The sequence below is a fragment of the Pseudomonas poae genome (assembly GCF_001439785.1).
In the GTDB taxonomy this organism is placed as follows: domain Bacteria; phylum Pseudomonadota; class Gammaproteobacteria; order Pseudomonadales; family Pseudomonadaceae; genus Aquipseudomonas; species Aquipseudomonas poae.
The window spans coordinates 1-15,765 of the sequence record NZ_JYLI01000002.1 but is presented as its reverse complement, the minus strand read 5'-3'; the positions used below and the strand labels follow the sequence as shown (position 1 = coordinate 15,765).

At 60.7% G+C, this 15,765-nt stretch carries 18 protein-coding genes and 1 pseudogene; 12 read left to right on the top strand and 7 right to left on the bottom strand.

Translation table 11 applies throughout. The features are described from left to right. The first annotated feature begins 92 nt into the window (after positions 1–92). The 3 genes from TU75_RS01695 (at position 93) to TU75_RS01685 (ending at position 3,732) form a co-directional block, all read left to right on the top strand. Positions 93–377: a hypothetical protein gene (locus TU75_RS01695; RefSeq protein WP_003231551.1), complete on the top strand. Its 285-nt coding sequence runs from the start codon at positions 93–95 to the stop codon at positions 375–377. A 94-nt stretch (positions 378–471) separates the two neighbouring features. After that, positions 472–723, top strand: coding sequence for a TIGR02647 family protein (locus TU75_RS01690; RefSeq protein WP_003231553.1), 252 nt, complete (start codon positions 472–474; stop codon positions 721–723). A 168-nt stretch (positions 724–891) separates the two neighbouring features. Then, positions 892–3,732, top strand: coding sequence for a class I adenylate cyclase (locus tag TU75_RS01685; RefSeq protein WP_060548041.1), 2,841 nt, complete (start codon positions 892–894; stop codon positions 3,730–3,732). Here TU75_RS01685 and rnk read toward each other — a convergent pair. From rnk to cyaY, 3 genes are all read right to left on the bottom strand, one after another. Continuing rightward, positions 3,729–4,142: a nucleoside diphosphate kinase regulator gene (gene rnk / locus TU75_RS01680; RefSeq protein ID WP_060548040.1), complete on the bottom strand. Its 414-nt coding sequence runs from the start codon at positions 4,140–4,142 to the stop codon at positions 3,729–3,731. The genes TU75_RS01685 and rnk overlap by 4 nt on opposite strands. Before the next feature lie 131 nt (positions 4,143–4,273). Further along, positions 4,274–4,492, bottom strand: a complete 219-nt coding sequence (locus TU75_RS01675) for a DUF1289 domain-containing protein (protein ID WP_003231559.1) — start codon at positions 4,490–4,492, stop codon at positions 4,274–4,276. Positions 4,493–4,494: 2 nt separating this feature from the next. After that, positions 4,495–4,827 carry an iron donor protein CyaY gene (gene cyaY, locus TU75_RS01670; protein ID WP_003231561.1) on the bottom strand — a complete coding sequence of 111 codons (333 nt, stop codon included), beginning with the start codon at positions 4,825–4,827 and terminating at the stop codon, positions 4,495–4,497. A gap of 238 nt (positions 4,828–5,065) precedes the next feature. Here cyaY and lptM point away from each other — a divergent pair, with 238 nt between their 5' ends. Genes lptM through TU75_RS01645 form a run of 6 tightly spaced genes read left to right on the top strand, consistent with a single transcriptional unit; the run spans position 5,066 to position 9,648 of the window. After that, complete coding sequence (lptM, locus tag TU75_RS26190) at positions 5,066–5,233, top strand: LPS translocon maturation chaperone LptM (protein ID WP_003195417.1); 168 nt, start codon at positions 5,066–5,068, stop codon at positions 5,231–5,233. Positions 5,234–5,242: 9 nt separating this feature from the next. Continuing rightward, positions 5,243–6,490: a diaminopimelate decarboxylase gene (lysA, locus tag TU75_RS01665; protein WP_060548039.1), complete on the top strand. Its 1,248-nt coding sequence runs from the start codon at positions 5,243–5,245 to the stop codon at positions 6,488–6,490. 3 nt (positions 6,491–6,493) lie between these two features. Beyond that, positions 6,494–7,324, top strand: coding sequence for a diaminopimelate epimerase (gene dapF / locus TU75_RS01660; protein WP_003231565.1), 831 nt, complete (start codon positions 6,494–6,496; stop codon positions 7,322–7,324). A gap of 13 nt (positions 7,325–7,337) precedes the next feature. Continuing rightward, a complete protein-coding gene (locus TU75_RS01655) occupies positions 7,338–8,054 on the top strand; it encodes a DUF484 family protein (protein ID WP_003231567.1) in 717 nt (238 codons plus the stop codon). 2 nt (positions 8,055–8,056) lie between these two features. Continuing rightward, positions 8,057–8,956: a tyrosine recombinase XerC gene (gene xerC, locus TU75_RS01650; RefSeq protein WP_003231572.1), complete on the top strand. Its 900-nt coding sequence runs from the start codon at positions 8,057–8,059 to the stop codon at positions 8,954–8,956. Then, positions 8,953–9,648: an HAD family hydrolase gene (locus TU75_RS01645; protein ID WP_003231574.1), complete on the top strand. Its 696-nt coding sequence runs from the start codon at positions 8,953–8,955 to the stop codon at positions 9,646–9,648. The genes xerC and TU75_RS01645 overlap by 4 nt, the downstream gene beginning before the upstream one ends. 205 nt (positions 9,649–9,853) lie before the next feature. On the opposite strand, the gene sutA is transcribed toward TU75_RS01645, so the two are convergent. The 4 genes from sutA to glnK form a co-directional block, all read right to left on the bottom strand. Beyond that, a complete protein-coding gene (gene sutA / locus TU75_RS01640; RefSeq protein WP_003231576.1) occupies positions 9,854–10,186 on the bottom strand; it encodes a transcriptional regulator SutA in 333 nt (110 codons plus the stop codon). 102 nt (positions 10,187–10,288) lie between these two features. Beyond that, positions 10,289–10,714 carry a secondary thiamine-phosphate synthase enzyme YjbQ gene (locus TU75_RS01635; RefSeq protein WP_015373280.1) on the bottom strand — a complete coding sequence of 142 codons (426 nt, stop codon included), beginning with the start codon at positions 10,712–10,714 and terminating at the stop codon, positions 10,289–10,291. Positions 10,715–10,925: 211 nt separating this feature from the next. Next, positions 10,926–12,263 (bottom strand): ammonium transporter, encoded by a 1,338-nt coding sequence (locus TU75_RS01630; RefSeq protein ID WP_003231579.1) that lies wholly within the window; start codon positions 12,261–12,263, stop codon positions 10,926–10,928. Between the two features lie 34 nt (positions 12,264–12,297). Next, positions 12,298–12,636 carry a P-II family nitrogen regulator gene (glnK, locus tag TU75_RS01625; protein WP_002555808.1) on the bottom strand — a complete coding sequence of 113 codons (339 nt, stop codon included), beginning with the start codon at positions 12,634–12,636 and terminating at the stop codon, positions 12,298–12,300. A gap of 423 nt (positions 12,637–13,059) precedes the next feature. Here glnK and TU75_RS01620 point away from each other — a divergent pair, with 423 nt between their 5' ends. From TU75_RS01620 to TU75_RS01610, 3 genes and pseudogenes are all read left to right on the top strand, one after another. Further along, entirely contained in the window at positions 13,060–13,320 is a 261-nt protein-coding gene (locus TU75_RS01620) for an accessory factor UbiK family protein (protein ID WP_003231581.1), read from the top strand. A 164-nt stretch (positions 13,321–13,484) separates the two neighbouring features. Next, positions 13,485–14,267 (top strand): annotated as a pseudogene (locus TU75_RS01615) (YifB family Mg chelatase-like AAA ATPase); the annotation flags it as partial. A 491-nt stretch (positions 14,268–14,758) separates the two neighbouring features. Beyond that, on the top strand, positions 14,759–15,643 hold the full coding sequence (locus TU75_RS01610) for a hypothetical protein (protein WP_060548038.1): 885 nt from the start codon (positions 14,759–14,761) through the stop codon (positions 15,641–15,643). The last annotated feature ends 122 nt before the right edge of the window (positions 15,644–15,765 follow it).

The following is a 15,765-nucleotide window of genomic DNA, read 5'->3' as shown; positions in this document are numbered from 1 at the left end:
TGCAAGGGTTATAGATCCTCGCGCCCCGCCTGACCAGCAGCATCATCCACCTGAATGGAGGTAGACTGCGCCCTTTCCTTGAGGAGCCTGCCATGAGCGAGCCAACCGACATCGACAACGACGAAGAAGAATTTACCGAAAACACGCTGATCGAAGCGATCGAAAACCAGATCGAAAGCGACAACCCGCCAGCTGCCAAAGCCGTGTTCAACAAGCTGACGCTGGTGGGTTACGAGCGCGAAGACATTCTTAATTTGATGGCCCACGTGCTGGCATTCGAGATCGACGCAATGCTGGACGAAGACCGCGCCTTCGATACCGACTGGTACGAAACAGCATTGCGGGCGCTGCCTGAGCTGCCGCCGGAAAAGGAATAACCCCGGCACGCAGCAACACGCTGGACAGTTCGGCAAAGTGCGTTCACCTTATGGCCTGCTAGCCTCTAATAAATTTAGAACGTCTGGAGTCCTTATGTCGTATACCCCTGAGTTGGTTGCCGAACTGGAAATCCTTGCACTCTTCAACCTGGACAGCTCCCAGGAAGGCCTGAAAGTCCATCAGACCGCCGCCCCCACTGCCGTTGCCGCCGCCAGGCGCCTGTTTGACAAAGAACTGATTACCCAGCCCGATGGTGGCTATCTGACCAGCCTTGGTCGCGATGCCGCCGAACACGCCCAGGGGCTGCTGACCATCCTGAGCACCGCCCAAAAAGAAGCCGCCTGACACCTGATACCGCCCATGGAGTCCGCTGCCTGCGGATTCCGCGGGCGTTGCCGTGGGTGAGCGAAAATTCTGACACTAAACATCACTCCCCTCTAAAACTCCTGCGCTTCTGACTGTAGACTCCTACACGGCCGCCCGCGTCGGGCTCTGCGAGCCACCGAGTTCGACATGACCCGCACCCATGAAATCCGCCCTGACCTGGACGAGGGCATCGACCGCAAGGTGCTGGCCCAACTGCGTGGGCGCTTCATGGCGCTCAACGAAGGTCGCATGGCGCGTGCCGTCGAAGGTCTGACGCCGCGCCAGCACAGCGTATTGACGCTGCTGCCACTGTTTTTCCATGTCAACCATCCGCTGTTGCCCGGCTACGTGTCGGGCAGCACGCCGGCCGGGCTGTCGAATTTCGAACCCGATGCTCAGGCCCTGGCTGAAGCTCAGCGCCTGACCCGTTCGTTCTCCTACAAACCGCGCCCTGGCAACCAGCCCAGGCCGATCCATGGCTTATTCCTGATGGGCAGCCTGGGCACCCTGGCCCAGGCGGATCAGAGCGACATGGACGTGTGGGTGTGTCATGCCGCAGACCTTGGCGACGCCGAACTGGCCGAGTTGCGCAAGAAATGCCAACTGCTGGAAGCCTGGGCGCTGACCCTGGGCGCCGAAGCGCATTTTTTCCTGATCGAGCCGACGCGGTTTGTGCTGGGTGAGCGCGATACGCAACTGAGTTCCGACGATTGCGGCACCACTCAGCACTATCTGCTGCTGGACGAGTTCTACCGCACCGCCATCTGGCTGGCCGGGCGCACACCGATCTGGTGGCTGGTGCCGGTGTACGAAGAATCGCGCTATGCGGAGTTCACCCATACCCTGATTTCCAAGCGTTTTATCCGCGCCGATGAAACCCTCGACCTCGGCCACCTGGCGCGCATTCCCCCGGGCGAATTCATTGGTGCTGGCCTCTGGCAGCTGTTCAAGGGCATCGAGTCACCCTACAAGTCGCTGCTCAAGCTGCTGTTGACCGAGGTCTACGCCAGCGAACACCCGAACGTGGACTGCCTGAGCCTGCGCTTCAAACGCGCCGTGTTCGCCGATCGTATGGACCTGGATGAGCTGGACCCGTACATCGTGGTATACCGCCGTATCGAGGAATACCTCAACGCGCGCAACGAACCCGAACGCCTGGAGCTGGTACGACGCGCGCTGTACCTGAAGGTCAACCGCAAACTCAGCGCCGGCCAGCGCGCCGCCAGCTGGCAACGCTTGCTGCTCGAGCGCCTGGCCGATGAGTGGGGCTGGGACACGCGCCAACTGGCCCTGCTGGACAGCCGCAGCCAGTGGAAAGTGCGCCAGGTCGCAGCCGAGCGCCGCGCCCTGGTCAACGAGCTCAATTACAGCTACCGGTTCCTGACCCAGTTCGCACGCACCGAACACACCGTCAGCCTGATCAACAGGCGCGACCTCAATGTACTGGGCCGGCGCCTGTACGCGGCGTTCGAGCGCAAGGCCGGCAAGATCGAATTCATCAACCCCGGTATCGCCCCGGACCTGGCCGAAGACACGCTGACGCTGGTGCAGTCGCCAAACCGCAAGGAGCCCGGGCATCATGTCTGGGGCTTGTACAACGGCAGTCTCACTGCCCTGGAATGGGAGCACTTCGCACCGATCAAGCGCAGCCGTGACCTGCTCGAAATGCTCACTTGGTGCCACCGCAACGGCGTGATCGACAGCAGCACGCGCCTGGCCCTGCACCCGGGCACCAGCGACATGACCGAGTTCGAACTGTTCAACCTGCTGGGCAGCCTGCAGCAGACCCTCCCCCTGCCCTTGCCCAGCGTCGATGAAACCCGCCTGCTGCGCTCGGCGGTGCCCGACGAGGTGCTGCTGCTGATCAACGTCGGCGTCGACCCGCTCAAGCATCACCGCGACCTGAATATCCTGATGACCACCGAGCGCACCGACTCCCTGAGTTACGCCGGTGTACGCGACAACCTGGTGCTGACGCTGGACCAGATCACCCTCAACAGCTGGAACGAGGTGATGGTCAGTCGTTACGACGGCCCCCACGCGTTGCTCGATTGCCTGCGCGACTACCTCAACCAGTTGCCCGCAGATCACCTGCCGCGCCTGCGCGTGCGTTGTTTCTGCCACAACCGGGCACCGTTCATTGCCCAGCGCGTGGAGGATATTTTCGACACCGCGCAGCACTTGATGCTGGGACAGTCCAACCACCGTTATCTGTTGCAGGTGCAGCAGCACTATCACGTGATGGAATTGACGCCCGGCCAGGCCAACCACGTGTCGCTGCCCACCCAGCAGGCACTGATCGCCTACCTCAGCGAAGAACTGGCCAGCTACAGCCCTTGGCATCTGGATGCCATGGCCCTGGAAGATCACGACCTGGCGTTGCTGCTGCCGATGGGCCTGGCCGATTGCGTGCAGGTGTTCTACCGGGTCAACGAAGGCTTCGCCGAGCTGTATGTGCTGGATGAGTTCAACGCGCTCTGGCAACAGCGCTTGCCGTTCCATGACGAGCAGAGCCTGCTGGCGCCATTGCAGCGCTTTCTGCAATCGATCCTCTATCGGCGCGAAGCACTGTCGCCGCTGGATCCCCAGCAACCGCAGGGCGCAGTCCACGTCCTGTATTACCAACTGCTGCCTTCGGGCAGCAACCGTGCGCGCGGCGTCGAGCCGCGTCCGGCACCTTCGACGCCGGCCAACAAGTCTTTTTATGAGGTGCAGGCAATCATCGCCAGGGCGGCGCCAGGCCAAGTGGGCATTACGCTCTACTGCAATCAACGGGAGTTTTGCGAGCTGGAATTCGGCGATCAGCTGTTCATCGTGGTCGCCCGGGAAATCGTCGGGCAACGCCGGGAAACCGAGCGCTACCGCTGCTACATCACCGACCTCGACCTGTCCGGCCTGCTCGGTGATGTGCAAAGTCCGAGCAACCTGTACCTGCGCTACAAGACCGAACTGGAACTGTCACTGAACGAGGCGCTCAGCCAGATTTAAAGCGGAAATGCGCCACCGTCTTTTGGCTGGCCTTCGACACTGAGCAACTCCAGCTTGAGGGTCTTGCCGCCGGGCGCCGGCCAGTCGATGTGCTGGCCAACCTGCAGACCGAGCAGCGCGCTGCCGACCGGCGCAAGGATCGAAACCTTACCCTCGTCGGCATTCGCGTGCTTTGGGTACACCAGGGTCAGGTGGTAATCCTTGCCGCTGCCTTGCTCACGGCAATGCACGCTGGAGTTCATGGTCACGACCCCCGCAGGCACTTCATCGTGGCCAACCACCTCTTCGGCGCGGTCGAGTTCGGCTTGCAACGCTTCGACACCGGGAAACTCGTCGCCCAGGCGATCGATCAGTTGCTCCAGACGCTGCACGTCAAGACGGGTGAGGATGATGGACGGTGCGGTGGTCATGATTCAGGCAGACTCCTTTTTTCTGCACAAAAAAGCAAAACCCCGCCAGGAAAGGCGGGGTTCTCACGAGCCTCGATGGGTTGAGGCGTAGGCCGGACACTAACACAGCGTCACAAATAAACAAGACGACCTCAGGCGAGTGCTCGGCGCTGTTCGGCCTCGGCGCAGATCACCCGGCGCCGCGCATCGTCGGCCGAGCGCCATTCGCGGATGTCTTCCACGTGACGAAAGCACCCAAGGCAGACTTTCTCCTCATCCAGGCGACACAAACTGATACAAGGTGACGGCACCGCCGGGCTGACATTACTGAACAACGGCTTGGGCGGGCGCGTGGGTGCAGGCTGGCTCACAGTCAAATCTCGTCGAAATCCAGCTCGGCGCCGGATTGTTCCAGAACCAGACGCGCCAGCATCTCGCTGAGCAGCTCATCGCTGGTATCGCATTGCCAATTGTTGTCTTCTTCGTTGTAGTCGAAGTGGAAACCACCGGAACGTGCCGCCAGCCACAACTGACGCAATGGCTCCTGACGGCTGAAGATCAACTGAGTGCCGTTCTCGAACTTGACCGTCAGCACGCCGGCGGAGTTTTCCAGGTCGACGTCCAGGCCGCTGTCGTCGAAAATATCCTCCAGCGCCTGCTGTGTCGAATCCACCAGATCGTGAAAACGGGCTTCGGTCAAACTCATTGTGGCAACCTCAAAAGTGTCGGGTTCTGCTCAAGCGCCGCACGATACGGAGGCGCCTGCGTGAATGCAACGGATACCGATTTCATTACCGGTGACGGTACGAATTATCACCAGCGAGCGTAGCTCTATTCCCGAACAAGTCGGCAAACCCCCGCCGGACGGGTATTTCGGCGCATAGGCAAGCTGGCGGGTGGTCGGTATACTCGGGCGCAATTAATGCATATTCAAGGATTTCGCCATGAAGCGCCTGATCTCTTCCCTCGCTGCGCTCGTCGCGGTCGCTTGCCTCGTTAGTGCCTGTGGACAAAAAGGCCCGCTGTACCTGCCCGATGACAGCAAGGATCCCAACGAACAGGCGCAATCGTCGCAGAAACCTTCAAAAGCGCACAAGCACGACACTTACTAAGGGAACACCATGGACGCTTTTAACTACCGGGACGGTGAACTGTTCGCGGAAGGCGTGGCGTTGTCGGCAATCGCCGAGCGCTTTGGCACCCCGACCTATGTGTACTCGCGCGCGCACATCGAGGCGCAGTACCGCTCCTTCACCGACTCGTTGAACGGCGTGCCGCACTTGGTGTGCTACGCGGTCAAGGCCAACTCCAACCTGGGTGTACTCAATGTCCTGGCGCGTCTGGGCGCCGGTTTCGACATCGTGTCCCGTGGTGAGCTGGAGCGCGTGCTCGCCGCCGGCGGCCAGGCTGACAAGATCGTGTTCTCCGGTGTCGGCAAGAGCCGCGACGACATGCGCCGCGCCCTGGAAGCAGGCGTGCACTGCTTCAACGTCGAATCCACTGACGAGCTGGAGCGCCTGCAGGTAGTGGCCGCCGAGCTGGGCGTTCGCGCGCCGATCTCGCTGCGCGTCAACCCGGACGTCGACGCCGGCACCCACCCGTACATTTCCACCGGTCTCAAAGAGAACAAGTTCGGCATCGCCATTGCTGACGCCGAAGACGTGTACATCCGTGCCGCCCAACTGCCGAACCTGGACGTGCTGGGTGTCGACTGCCATATCGGCTCGCAACTGACCAGCCTGCCACCGTTTCTCGATGCCCTCGACCGCCTGCTCGCGCTGGTCGACCGCCTCGGCGACTGCGGCATCTACCTGCGCCACATCGACCTCGGTGGCGGTGTGGGCGTGCGTTATCGCGACGAAGAACCGCCGCAGATCGCCGACTACATCCAGGCTGTGCGCGAGCGCATCGAAGGCCGCGACCTGGCGCTGTTGTTCGAGCCGGGCCGCTACATCGTCGCCAATGCCGGCGTGCTGCTGACCCAGGTCGAGTACCTCAAGCACACCGAACACAAAGATTTCGCCATCGTCGATGCGGCGATGAACGACCTGATCCGCCCGGCGCTGTACCAGGCCTGGATGAACGTCACCGCCGTGACCCCTCGCGACAGCGAAGCGCGCGCCTACGATATCGTCGGGCCAATCTGCGAGACCGGCGACTTCCTGGCCAAGGATCGTCAGCTGGCGCTTGCCGAAGGCGATCTGCTGGCCATTCATTCGGCCGGTGCCTATGGGTTTGTCATGAGTTCCAACTACAACACCCGCGGGCGTACCGCCGAGGTGCTGGTGGACGGTGATCAAGCATTTGAAGTGCGTCGCCGCGAGACGGTAGCCGAGTTGTATGCTGGCGAAAGCCTGCTGCCGGAGTAAGCCATGCTGCTGCGTTTTACCAAGATGCACGGGCTGGGTAATGATTTCATGGTCCTCGACCTGGTCAGCCAGCACGCGCACATCCTGCCCAAGCACGCCAAACAATGGGGTGACCGGCACACCGGCATCGGTTTCGACCAGTTGCTGATCGTCGAGGCGCCAAGCAATCCGGAGGTGGATTTCCGCTACCGGATCTTCAACGCCGACGGCACCGAAGTGGAACAGTGCGGCAACGGCGCCCGCTGTTTCGCGCGCTTTGTGCTGGACAAGCGCCTGACCGCCAAGCGCCAGATCCGCGTCGAGACCAAAGGCGGCGTGATCGAGCTGGATATCCGCAATGACGGCCAGATCAGCGTCAACATGGGCGCGCCGCGCCTGGTGCCGGCGGACATTCCGTTTCAGGCCGACGTGCAGGCCGCAAGCTACCCGCTGGACGTCGACGGCCACAGTGTTGAGATCGCCGCCGTGTCCATGGGCAACCCCCATGCGGTGCTGCGGGTCAACGACATCAACAATGCGCCGGTGCATGAACTGGGGCCGAAGATCGAACATCATCCGCGCTTTCCGGCGCGGGTGAACGTGGGCTTCATGCAGGTGATCGACCGCTCCCGCGCGCAACTGCGTGTATGGGAACGCGGCGTCGGCGAAACACAGGCCTGCGGCACCGGCGCCTGCGCCGCCGCCGTGGCCGCGATCAGCCAGGGCTGGATGGATTCGCCGCTGCTGATCGACCTGCCCGGTGGACGCCTGTCCATCGAATGGGCAGGCCCGGGCCACCCGGTGCTGATGACCGGGCCGGCCTCGCGTGTATACGAAGGACAGGTCCGTCTATGAGTGAGCCAAGCCAATGACCGATAAACCTCGAGTACCCGCACACGCTACCCCGAGCGAAAGTCTGGAGGCCGCTGCAGTCGCGGCGTACCTTGAGGCTAATCCGGATTTCTTCGTCGAACACGAAGAATTGCTGCCGGCCCTGCGCATTCCTCACCAGCGCGGCGATACCGTGTCGCTGGTGGAGCGGCAGATGAAGATTCTGCGCGAGCGCAACATCGAAATGCGCCATCGGCTCTCGCACCTGATGGACGTGGCCCGTGATAACGATCGCCTGTTCGACAAGACCCGCCGCCTGATCCTGACCCTGATGGACGCCACCAGCCTGGAAGAAACGGTCATGGCCGTCGAGGACAGCCTGCGCGAGGATTTCCAGGTGCCTTTTGTCAGCCTGATCCTGTTCAGCGAAAACCCGATGCCGGTAGGGCGTTGGGTCAGTGGCAGCGACGCACAGACCGCCATCGGCGGCCTGCTGTCCGAAGGCAAGAGCATCAGCGGCACCTTGCGTGAACACGAGCTGGACTTTCTATTCGGTGCTGAACAGCGCAAGCAGATCGGCTCCACCGCCGTGGTCGCGCTCAGTCACCAGGGCCTGCACGGCGTATTGGCCATCGCCAGCCGTGACCCGCAGCACTACAAGAGTTCGGTGGGCACGCTGTTTCTGACCTACATCGCCGAAGTGCTGGGCCGCGTGCTGCCACGCTACACCACCGCCCTGCGCGCGGTGCGCTAGTCATGCACGGGCAACTGGACGCTTATTGCGCACACCTGCGCAACGAGCGCCAGGTGTCGCCTCATACCCTTGAGGCCTACCGGCGGGACTTGAACAAGGTCCTGGCCTATTGTGAGAAACAGCACGTCAGTAGCTGGAAAGCCCTGGATATCCAGGCCCTGCGCAGCCTGATCGCACGGTTGCACCAGCAAGGCCAGTCCTCGCGTAGCCTGTCTCGCCTGCTGTCGGCAGTGCGGGGGCTCTATCATTACCTGAACCGCGAAGGCTTGTGCGACCACGATCCGGCCAATGGCCTGTCGCCGCCAAAGGGCGAGCGGCGCCTGCCCAAGACACTCGACACGGACCGCGCCCTGCAGTTGCTCGATGGCGCGGTGGAGGATGACTTCCTCGCCCATCGCGATCAGGCGATTCTGGAGCTGTTCTACTCCTCGGGCCTGCGTCTCTCTGAGCTGACCGGCCTGAACCTTGATCAACTGGACCTCGCGGACGGCCTGGTGCAGGTGCTGGGCAAGGGCAGCAAGACCCGCGTCCTGCCGGTCGGCAGAAAGGCCCGCGAAGCCCTGCAACTGTGGCTGCCGCTGAGGGCGCTGGCCAATCCGGTGGACGACGCGGTATTCATCAGCCAGCAAGGCCGGCGCCTAGGGCCCCGGGCCATTCAAGTGCGGGTCAAGGCGGCGGGCGAGCGTGAACTGGGGCAGAACCTGCACCCGCACATGCTGCGACACTCCTTTGCCAGCCATCTGCTCGAATCCTCCCAGGACTTGCGCGCGGTCCAGGAACTGCTCGGCCACGCCGACATCAAGACCACGCAGATCTACACCCACCTGGACTTCCAACACCTGGCAACGGTATACGACAGCGCCCATCCACGGGCCAAACGCATCAAGGGCGGCGACTCATGAGTATCAAGCTGATCACCTTCGACCTGGACGACACGCTCTGGGACAACGTACCCGTCATCATCAGCGCCGAAGCATCAATGCGCGAATGGCTAGCGCTCAATGCCTCCAGGGTCGGCGACCTGCCTCTGGAGCATTTCGCCAGCCTGCGCCAGCAGGTGTTGCAGCGCCATCCGGAGCTCAAACACCGCATCAGCGTGCTGCGCCACCGTGTGCTGATGCTGGCATTTGAGGAAGCGGGCTACCCTCAGCCTGAAGCCACGCAAATGGCCGATGTCTGCTACGAGGCGTTCATTCACGCGCGGCATCAGCTCACCGTATTCCCCGATGCCGAGCCGATGCTCAAGGCGCTGCGCCAGCACTTCCTGCTCGGGGTGATCACCAACGGCAACGCAGACGTGCAGCGTGTAGGTCTGGCGGATTATTTTCATTTTGCGCTACGCGCCGAAGACATCGGCATTGCCAAGCCGGATGCGCGTTTGTTTGAGGAAGCGTTACAGCGTGGTGGCGTGGATGCCAGTGAGGCGGTGCATGTTGGCGATCATCCTGGTGATGACATTGCCGGCGCGCAGAAGGCCGGGTTGCGTGCAGTGTGGTTCAACCCGACAGGCAAGGCGTGGGAAGCGGACAAGCGTCCTGATGCCGAGATTGGTAGTTTGACGGAGCTGCCGGCGGTGCTCGCGGGCTGGAAGTGACGCGATTGTTGCAACACTGAATGTCAATTGTGGGTGGGGGCTTGCTCCCGATAGCAGTGGGTCAGCCAACAGAGGTATGGACTGACAGCCTGCTATCGGAAGCGAGCCCCCTCTCACATTCTTTAGTGGTGATTTATAAATTTGTGTCCGCCATGAAAAAGCCCGCAGCGACGGCGGGCTTTTTCCTACAGGCAGCTAGCTGACCTTAGATAGGTCGGCTGCCGTATTTGTTATCCGGCTTCTTCGGCGGATCCGCCACGACATTGGGTTCGACCTCGACCACTTTGCCGCCTTTTGCGAGGAATTCTTCCATCGCACGGGCCAGGGCATCGCGCTCTTTGTTCTTGGCTTCAACGCTTGGCAGCTCGTCTACCGACACCGCAGCCTTGGCTTTGCCTTTGGCTTTGGGAGCCGCGTCATCGGCACCGCCGTCCTCGGCATCGTCAGCAACGTCTTCCGCCGCTACTTCAAGACCTTCTTCGGTGTCGTCTTCATCACCTACTTCGAGGTCGTCTTGTTCCAGATCATCGTCGCTCATGTTCTACCTCATGACTTGCGAAAAGCAGATTAGTTATAGCCCAGCTTCACCCCCTGTCGAGGTCGCCGGAAAAAAATCAACATCCACCGGGTTTCCAGTGGCTTATGCCTCTTCACCGTGCAAGGTGGCGAGGACTTTACGAGCACCACCATGATCACGGTGCTCGCCCAGATAAACACCTTGCCAGGTCCCCATCGCCAAGCGGCCGGCGCTTACCGGCAGACTCAGTTGGCAGCCCAGCAGGCTGGCCTTGAAGTGCGCAGGCAGATCATCCGGTCCTTCGTCGTTGTGTTCGAACCCGGACCGACCTTGCGGCACCAGCGAGTTGAAAAACCGTTCGAAGTCACGACGTACCGCCGGGTCGGCATTCTCGTTGACGGTCAACGAGGCCGAGGTGTGCTGCAGCCACAGATGCAACAGGCCCACACGGCAAGTCTTCAATTCAGGCAAGCCGGCAAGCAACTCTTGCGTTACCAGATGAAAGCCCCGGGGCTTGGCCCGCAGGGTAATCAGGGTCTGTTGCCACATACAGTTCTCCGCCCATCGGCGCGCATTCTAGCGCGCTCTGGGAAAAAACAAAGTGCCGAATACGCCTACATGCCTGTAAGACTTTCGCACCCTTGAAAGCACCGAGTGCGCCCCATTACAAACTCGGGGTCAAAACCGGTACAGCGTGTTATGACTGACAAACGCCAGACAAAAAAATGCCCGGCAAGCCGGGCAGTTTTTTTTCGCATGCTTACAAGTTGTAACCACGCTCGTTGTGTTGCGCCAGGTCGAGGCCCACGGCCTCTTCCTCTTCGGTAACCCGCAGGCCCATGACCATGTCGAGAACCTTGAGGATGACGAAGGTCACGATGGCCGTGTAGATCACGGTGAAACCGACGCCTTTGCACTGGATCCAGACCTGCGCCGCGATGTCGGTCACGGTGCCGAAGCCGCCCAATGCAGGGGCTGCGAATACACCCGTGAGGATCGCGCCGACGATACCGCCGATACCGTGTACGCCAAAGGCGTCCAGGGAGTCATCGTAGCCCAGCTTGCGCTTGAGCGTGGTGGCGCAGAAGAAGCAGATCACACCGGCCGCCAGGCCGATGATCAGCGCGCCCATCGGGCCCACGGTACCGGCAGCTGGCGTAACGGCAACCAGACCGGCCACAACACCCGAGGCAATACCCAGTGCGCTTGGCTTGCCGTGCGCGATCCACTCGGCAAACATCCAGCCCAGCGCCGCAGCCGCGGTGGCGATCTGGGTTACCAGCATCGCCATGCCGGCGGTACCGTTGGCCGCAGCGGCGGAACCTGCGTTGAAGCCGAACCAGCCGATCCACAGCATCGCCGCGCCCACCAGGGTGTAACCCAGGTTGTGCGGAGCCATCGGGGTAGTCGGGAAGCCTTTACGCTTGCCGAGCACGATGCACGCTACCAGGCCAGCCACACCGGCGTTGATGTGCACCACGGTGCCGCCGGCAAAGTCCAGCACGCCCCAGTCCCACAGCAGGCCACCATTACCGCTCCAGACCATGTGCGCGATCGGCGCATAGACCAGGGTGAACCAGATGGCCATGAAGATCAGCATCGCGGAGAATTTCATGCGCTCGGCGAATGCACCGACGATCAGCGCCGGGGTGATGATCGCGAACGTCATTTGGAAGGTGATGAACACCGCTTCCGGGAACAGCGCCGCAGGACCGGTGATGCTGGCCGGGGTCACGCCCGCCAGGAACGCCTTGCCCATGCCGCCGAAGAAGGAGTTGAAGTTGACCACGCCCTGTTCCATACCGGTGGTATCGAACGCGATGCTGTAGCCGTAGACGACCCACAGGATGCTGATCAGGCCGGTGATGGCAAAGCACTGCATCATCACCGACAGAATATTTTTGGAGCGGACCATGCCGCCGTAGAACAGCGCCAGGCCGGGGATGGTCATGAACAGCACCAGAGCGGTGGCGGTCAGCATCCAGGCGGTGTCGCCGGAGTTGAGGACTGGAGCCGCCACTTCGTCTGCCGCCATGGCCAGGCTTGGCATTACGATGGACAACAGGGCTCCGAGCCCTGCGAATTTACGCAGAGTCATATTGTTTTCTCCTGGGGCGTTGGGGTTTGGCGGCTTAGATTGCGTCGGTATCGGTTTCGCCGGTACGGATGCGAATAGCCTGTTCCAGATTGACCACGAAGATCTTGCCGTCACCGATCTTGCCGGTGTTGGCGGCCTTGGTTATCGCCTCGATAACCCGATCAAGATCCTTGTCGTCAATGGCGACATCAATCTTCACCTTCGGCAGGAAATCCACCACGTATTCCGCGCCGCGATACAGCTCGGTATGACCCTTCTGCCGACCGAAGCCTTTGACCTCGGTAACGGTAATGCCCTGCACGCCGATCTCGGACAATGACTCGCGTACATCGTCCAACTTGAACGGCTTGATGATGGCAGTGACTAGCTTCATGAAAACTCTCTCCCGAATTGGTGGACTTGCCCCAGGAAAACAAACCCGACTCAAGTCTAAGCGCAGTGCCTGGCTTTGTAACGCATCGTTACCTCGGCATTCACCGTTGCAACGCAAGCGAACCACTGGTGACGAAACCTGTACCCCTGATCCATCGGCGCACTGCATTCGTCACAGCGACTGCATCAGTGCATGGGTCATGATCGACTAAGCAGAAACCTTGCCAGCTCCGTAAAAATCACTGAAATCAGCCTTTTGCCCTCATATGCCGCAACACGCAGGAGATTGGCGGCGGCAATGCGCACAAAAACAGTGCGCAGGCGCCAGGCACGATGCGCGAAAAGCGTGCGTCCTCGCGGTTGAAAAAGACTATAGACGCTGCGTGATACACTGCCGGCCAACAGTTATTCCGGAATATTTCCCATGCTCGCGCCCAAAGACTTCCTCGACGCCCTGAGCGGCCATGCCTCTCGCCTGTTCAGCGGCGACACCCCGCTGCCCCGCAATGAAATCGAAAGCCAGTTCAAGGCATTGCTGCAAAGTGGCTTCAGCAAACTCGACCTGGTAAGCCGCGAAGAGTTTGACAGCCAGATGGTGGTGCTGGCCCGCACCCGTGCGCGGCTGGAGAGCCTGGAGGCGAAGGTCGCGGAGTTGGAAGCACGGCTGCCCCCCACTGCCGAGTAACTGACGCAACAGGGTCAGAATGTGGGAGCGGGGTTGCTCGCGCCCACATTTACTCTGTGTCGCTCCTTGGATACGTTCTGTAAAACCTCCTCGCTTCGCTCTTTCCAGCCTCGTCTACCCTTGAAAAAGCCGCACAAAGCGGTCCTCCATTTCAAGGAACGAGCATGTCCCTCGCCATTGTCCACAGCCGCGCCCAGGTTGGCGTCGAAGCCCCCGCCGTCACCGTCGAGGTGCATATGGCCAATGGTTTGCCGTCCCTGACGCTGGTGGGTTTGCCCGAAACCGCCGTCAAGGAAAGCAAGGACCGTGTACGCAGTGCCATCCTCAATTCGGCCCTGCAATACCCGTCGCGCCGGATCACCCTCAACCTTGCACCCGCCGACCTGCCCAAGGACGGCGGGCGTTTTGATTTGGCAATTGCCTTGGGCATTCTGGCAGCCAGTGTGCAGGTGCCGGCGTTGATGCTCGATGACGTGGAGTGCCTCGGGGAATTGGCGTTGTCCGGCGAGGTGCGCGCCGTCAAGGGCGTGTTGCCGGCGGCGTTGGCCGCGCGCAAGGCCGGGCGCACCGTGATAGTGCCGCGGGCGAACGCCGAGGAGGCGTGCCTGGCGTCGGGACTGAAGGTCATAGCGGTGGATCACCTGCTGCAGGTGGTCGCACACCTGAATGGACAGGTGCCCATTGAGCCCTACAAGTCAGACGGTTTGCAGTACCTGAACAAGCCGTATCCGGACCTGAGCGAGGTGCAGGGCCAGCTCTCGGCCAAGCGCGCCTTGCTGATCGCAGCGGCGGGCGCGCATAACCTGCTGCTCAGCGGCCCGCCCGGCACTGGCAAGACCTTGCTCGCCAGTCGCCTGCCGGGCCTGCTACCGCCGCTGAGTGAGCAGGAAGCGCTGGAAGTCGCGGCGATTCAATCGGTCGTCAGCCTCGCGCCCTTGAGCCACTGGTGTCGGCTTTCGAATTAAATGCGAATTTTTGGAAATTAATGCGACTGAAAGCAGCGTCGAGCTGTACCGAATGTCATGACAAGGCGTGTCATCATTTTGTTCGGGCAGCTATTGCATATGCCACGCCAAAATCGGGCTCAAGATGTTCCATCACACTGAATCGCCCCTAGTTTCGTTGACGCCTCCAGCCTTTAGGAATTTTGGAAGCGTTTAGAAAGCCAATGCGATAAATTATCCCCAATTAACTCGCCAGCAATAAATGATTAACTTCTGACCAAAAAAAATGGGGGGGGGCAGTTTTCAGCTTGTAGCTGAAAAGATATCGCATCAGCGCCAGTGAGAATCTCTGGACTGAAGGCCACATAGCGTAGCTCCTTGATCCACTTTCCCCGCTCAGCTCAGCATTCTACGCATCAGACGGCGCTTTCAGTCCCGCCAAGATCGAGAGTGCGGCCGGCGTATAATCGCCTCCCCTCAGGAGAGCTGTGCCTATGACCGAGTTTGTGAAACACGATGATCTGCAAGGCGCCAGCCGCTTCGTTGCGGCAATTAGCGCCTGGATGGTGCGCCCAGGCCGCGGACCGCTGCCCAATCCGTCCGAGCCCACGGCCACGGTCACCTTTGTCCGATTCGAGGGAGGCGTGTATGCCCTGACTGCCAAACACGTCCCCGAAGAGCTGGACTTGGTTTTGGCGAAATCCGGTCAGTTGGGCGGCAGTTACTTTTGCCCAGCCCACCAGGGCGCAATGGTCTCCGGCCCCTTTATCGTGCCACCGCCATTGTTTCCTCACCGCCAGCCGGACGTGGCTCTGCGTCGAGTGAGTGAAACCACTTTGAAGCTGCTGGGGAAAGAAGCCTTCGAGATCCTGCCAACAGCAGAGATGCCCTGGCCGATTACCCATGGTATGGCGTTTGGCTTCCCGACCATCGACAAAAAAGCCATTACAGATGCAGGCGGTGAACGTTTATCTATGCCTAGCGTTGAGGCAGTTGCAGAATGCGTCAGCACCAGCAACGACAGCGACCAAATCCTCTACCACAGTGCTCTTCCAACTCCCCTTGAGCGTGGCAGTCTCAGTGGCCTCAGCGGCGGCGCCGTGTTCTGGAGTACGGATACACATTATGGGCTGGCGGGAATCGTGAAAGAGGCCCTCGATGTCAATCCGAAAGAGGGAGAGGACAGCTTCTACGACATGCCAAAAGTCAACTTCATCTGTCAACGTGTCGACTACAGCTCAATGGCACGGTGGGTCGAGTTCTATGAGACTAACTGGCAGTTGGAGCGAGACAAGCTTAACCAGAAGGTCTGCGAAAAAAATGCACTAGAGGTTCAGGAGCAGCGCGACGGTCTTCCAGTGTTCGATGGCGATATGTAGTGGTCAACTAATCCCGGACACGACGTTAAGTTTTTCCTCGGCCCGCGCTGGGGCCAACCCATCGTTGAATTGATGAGGCCTAATCCAGTTATAGCGATGCATCAAAAAATGGCTGATATCGC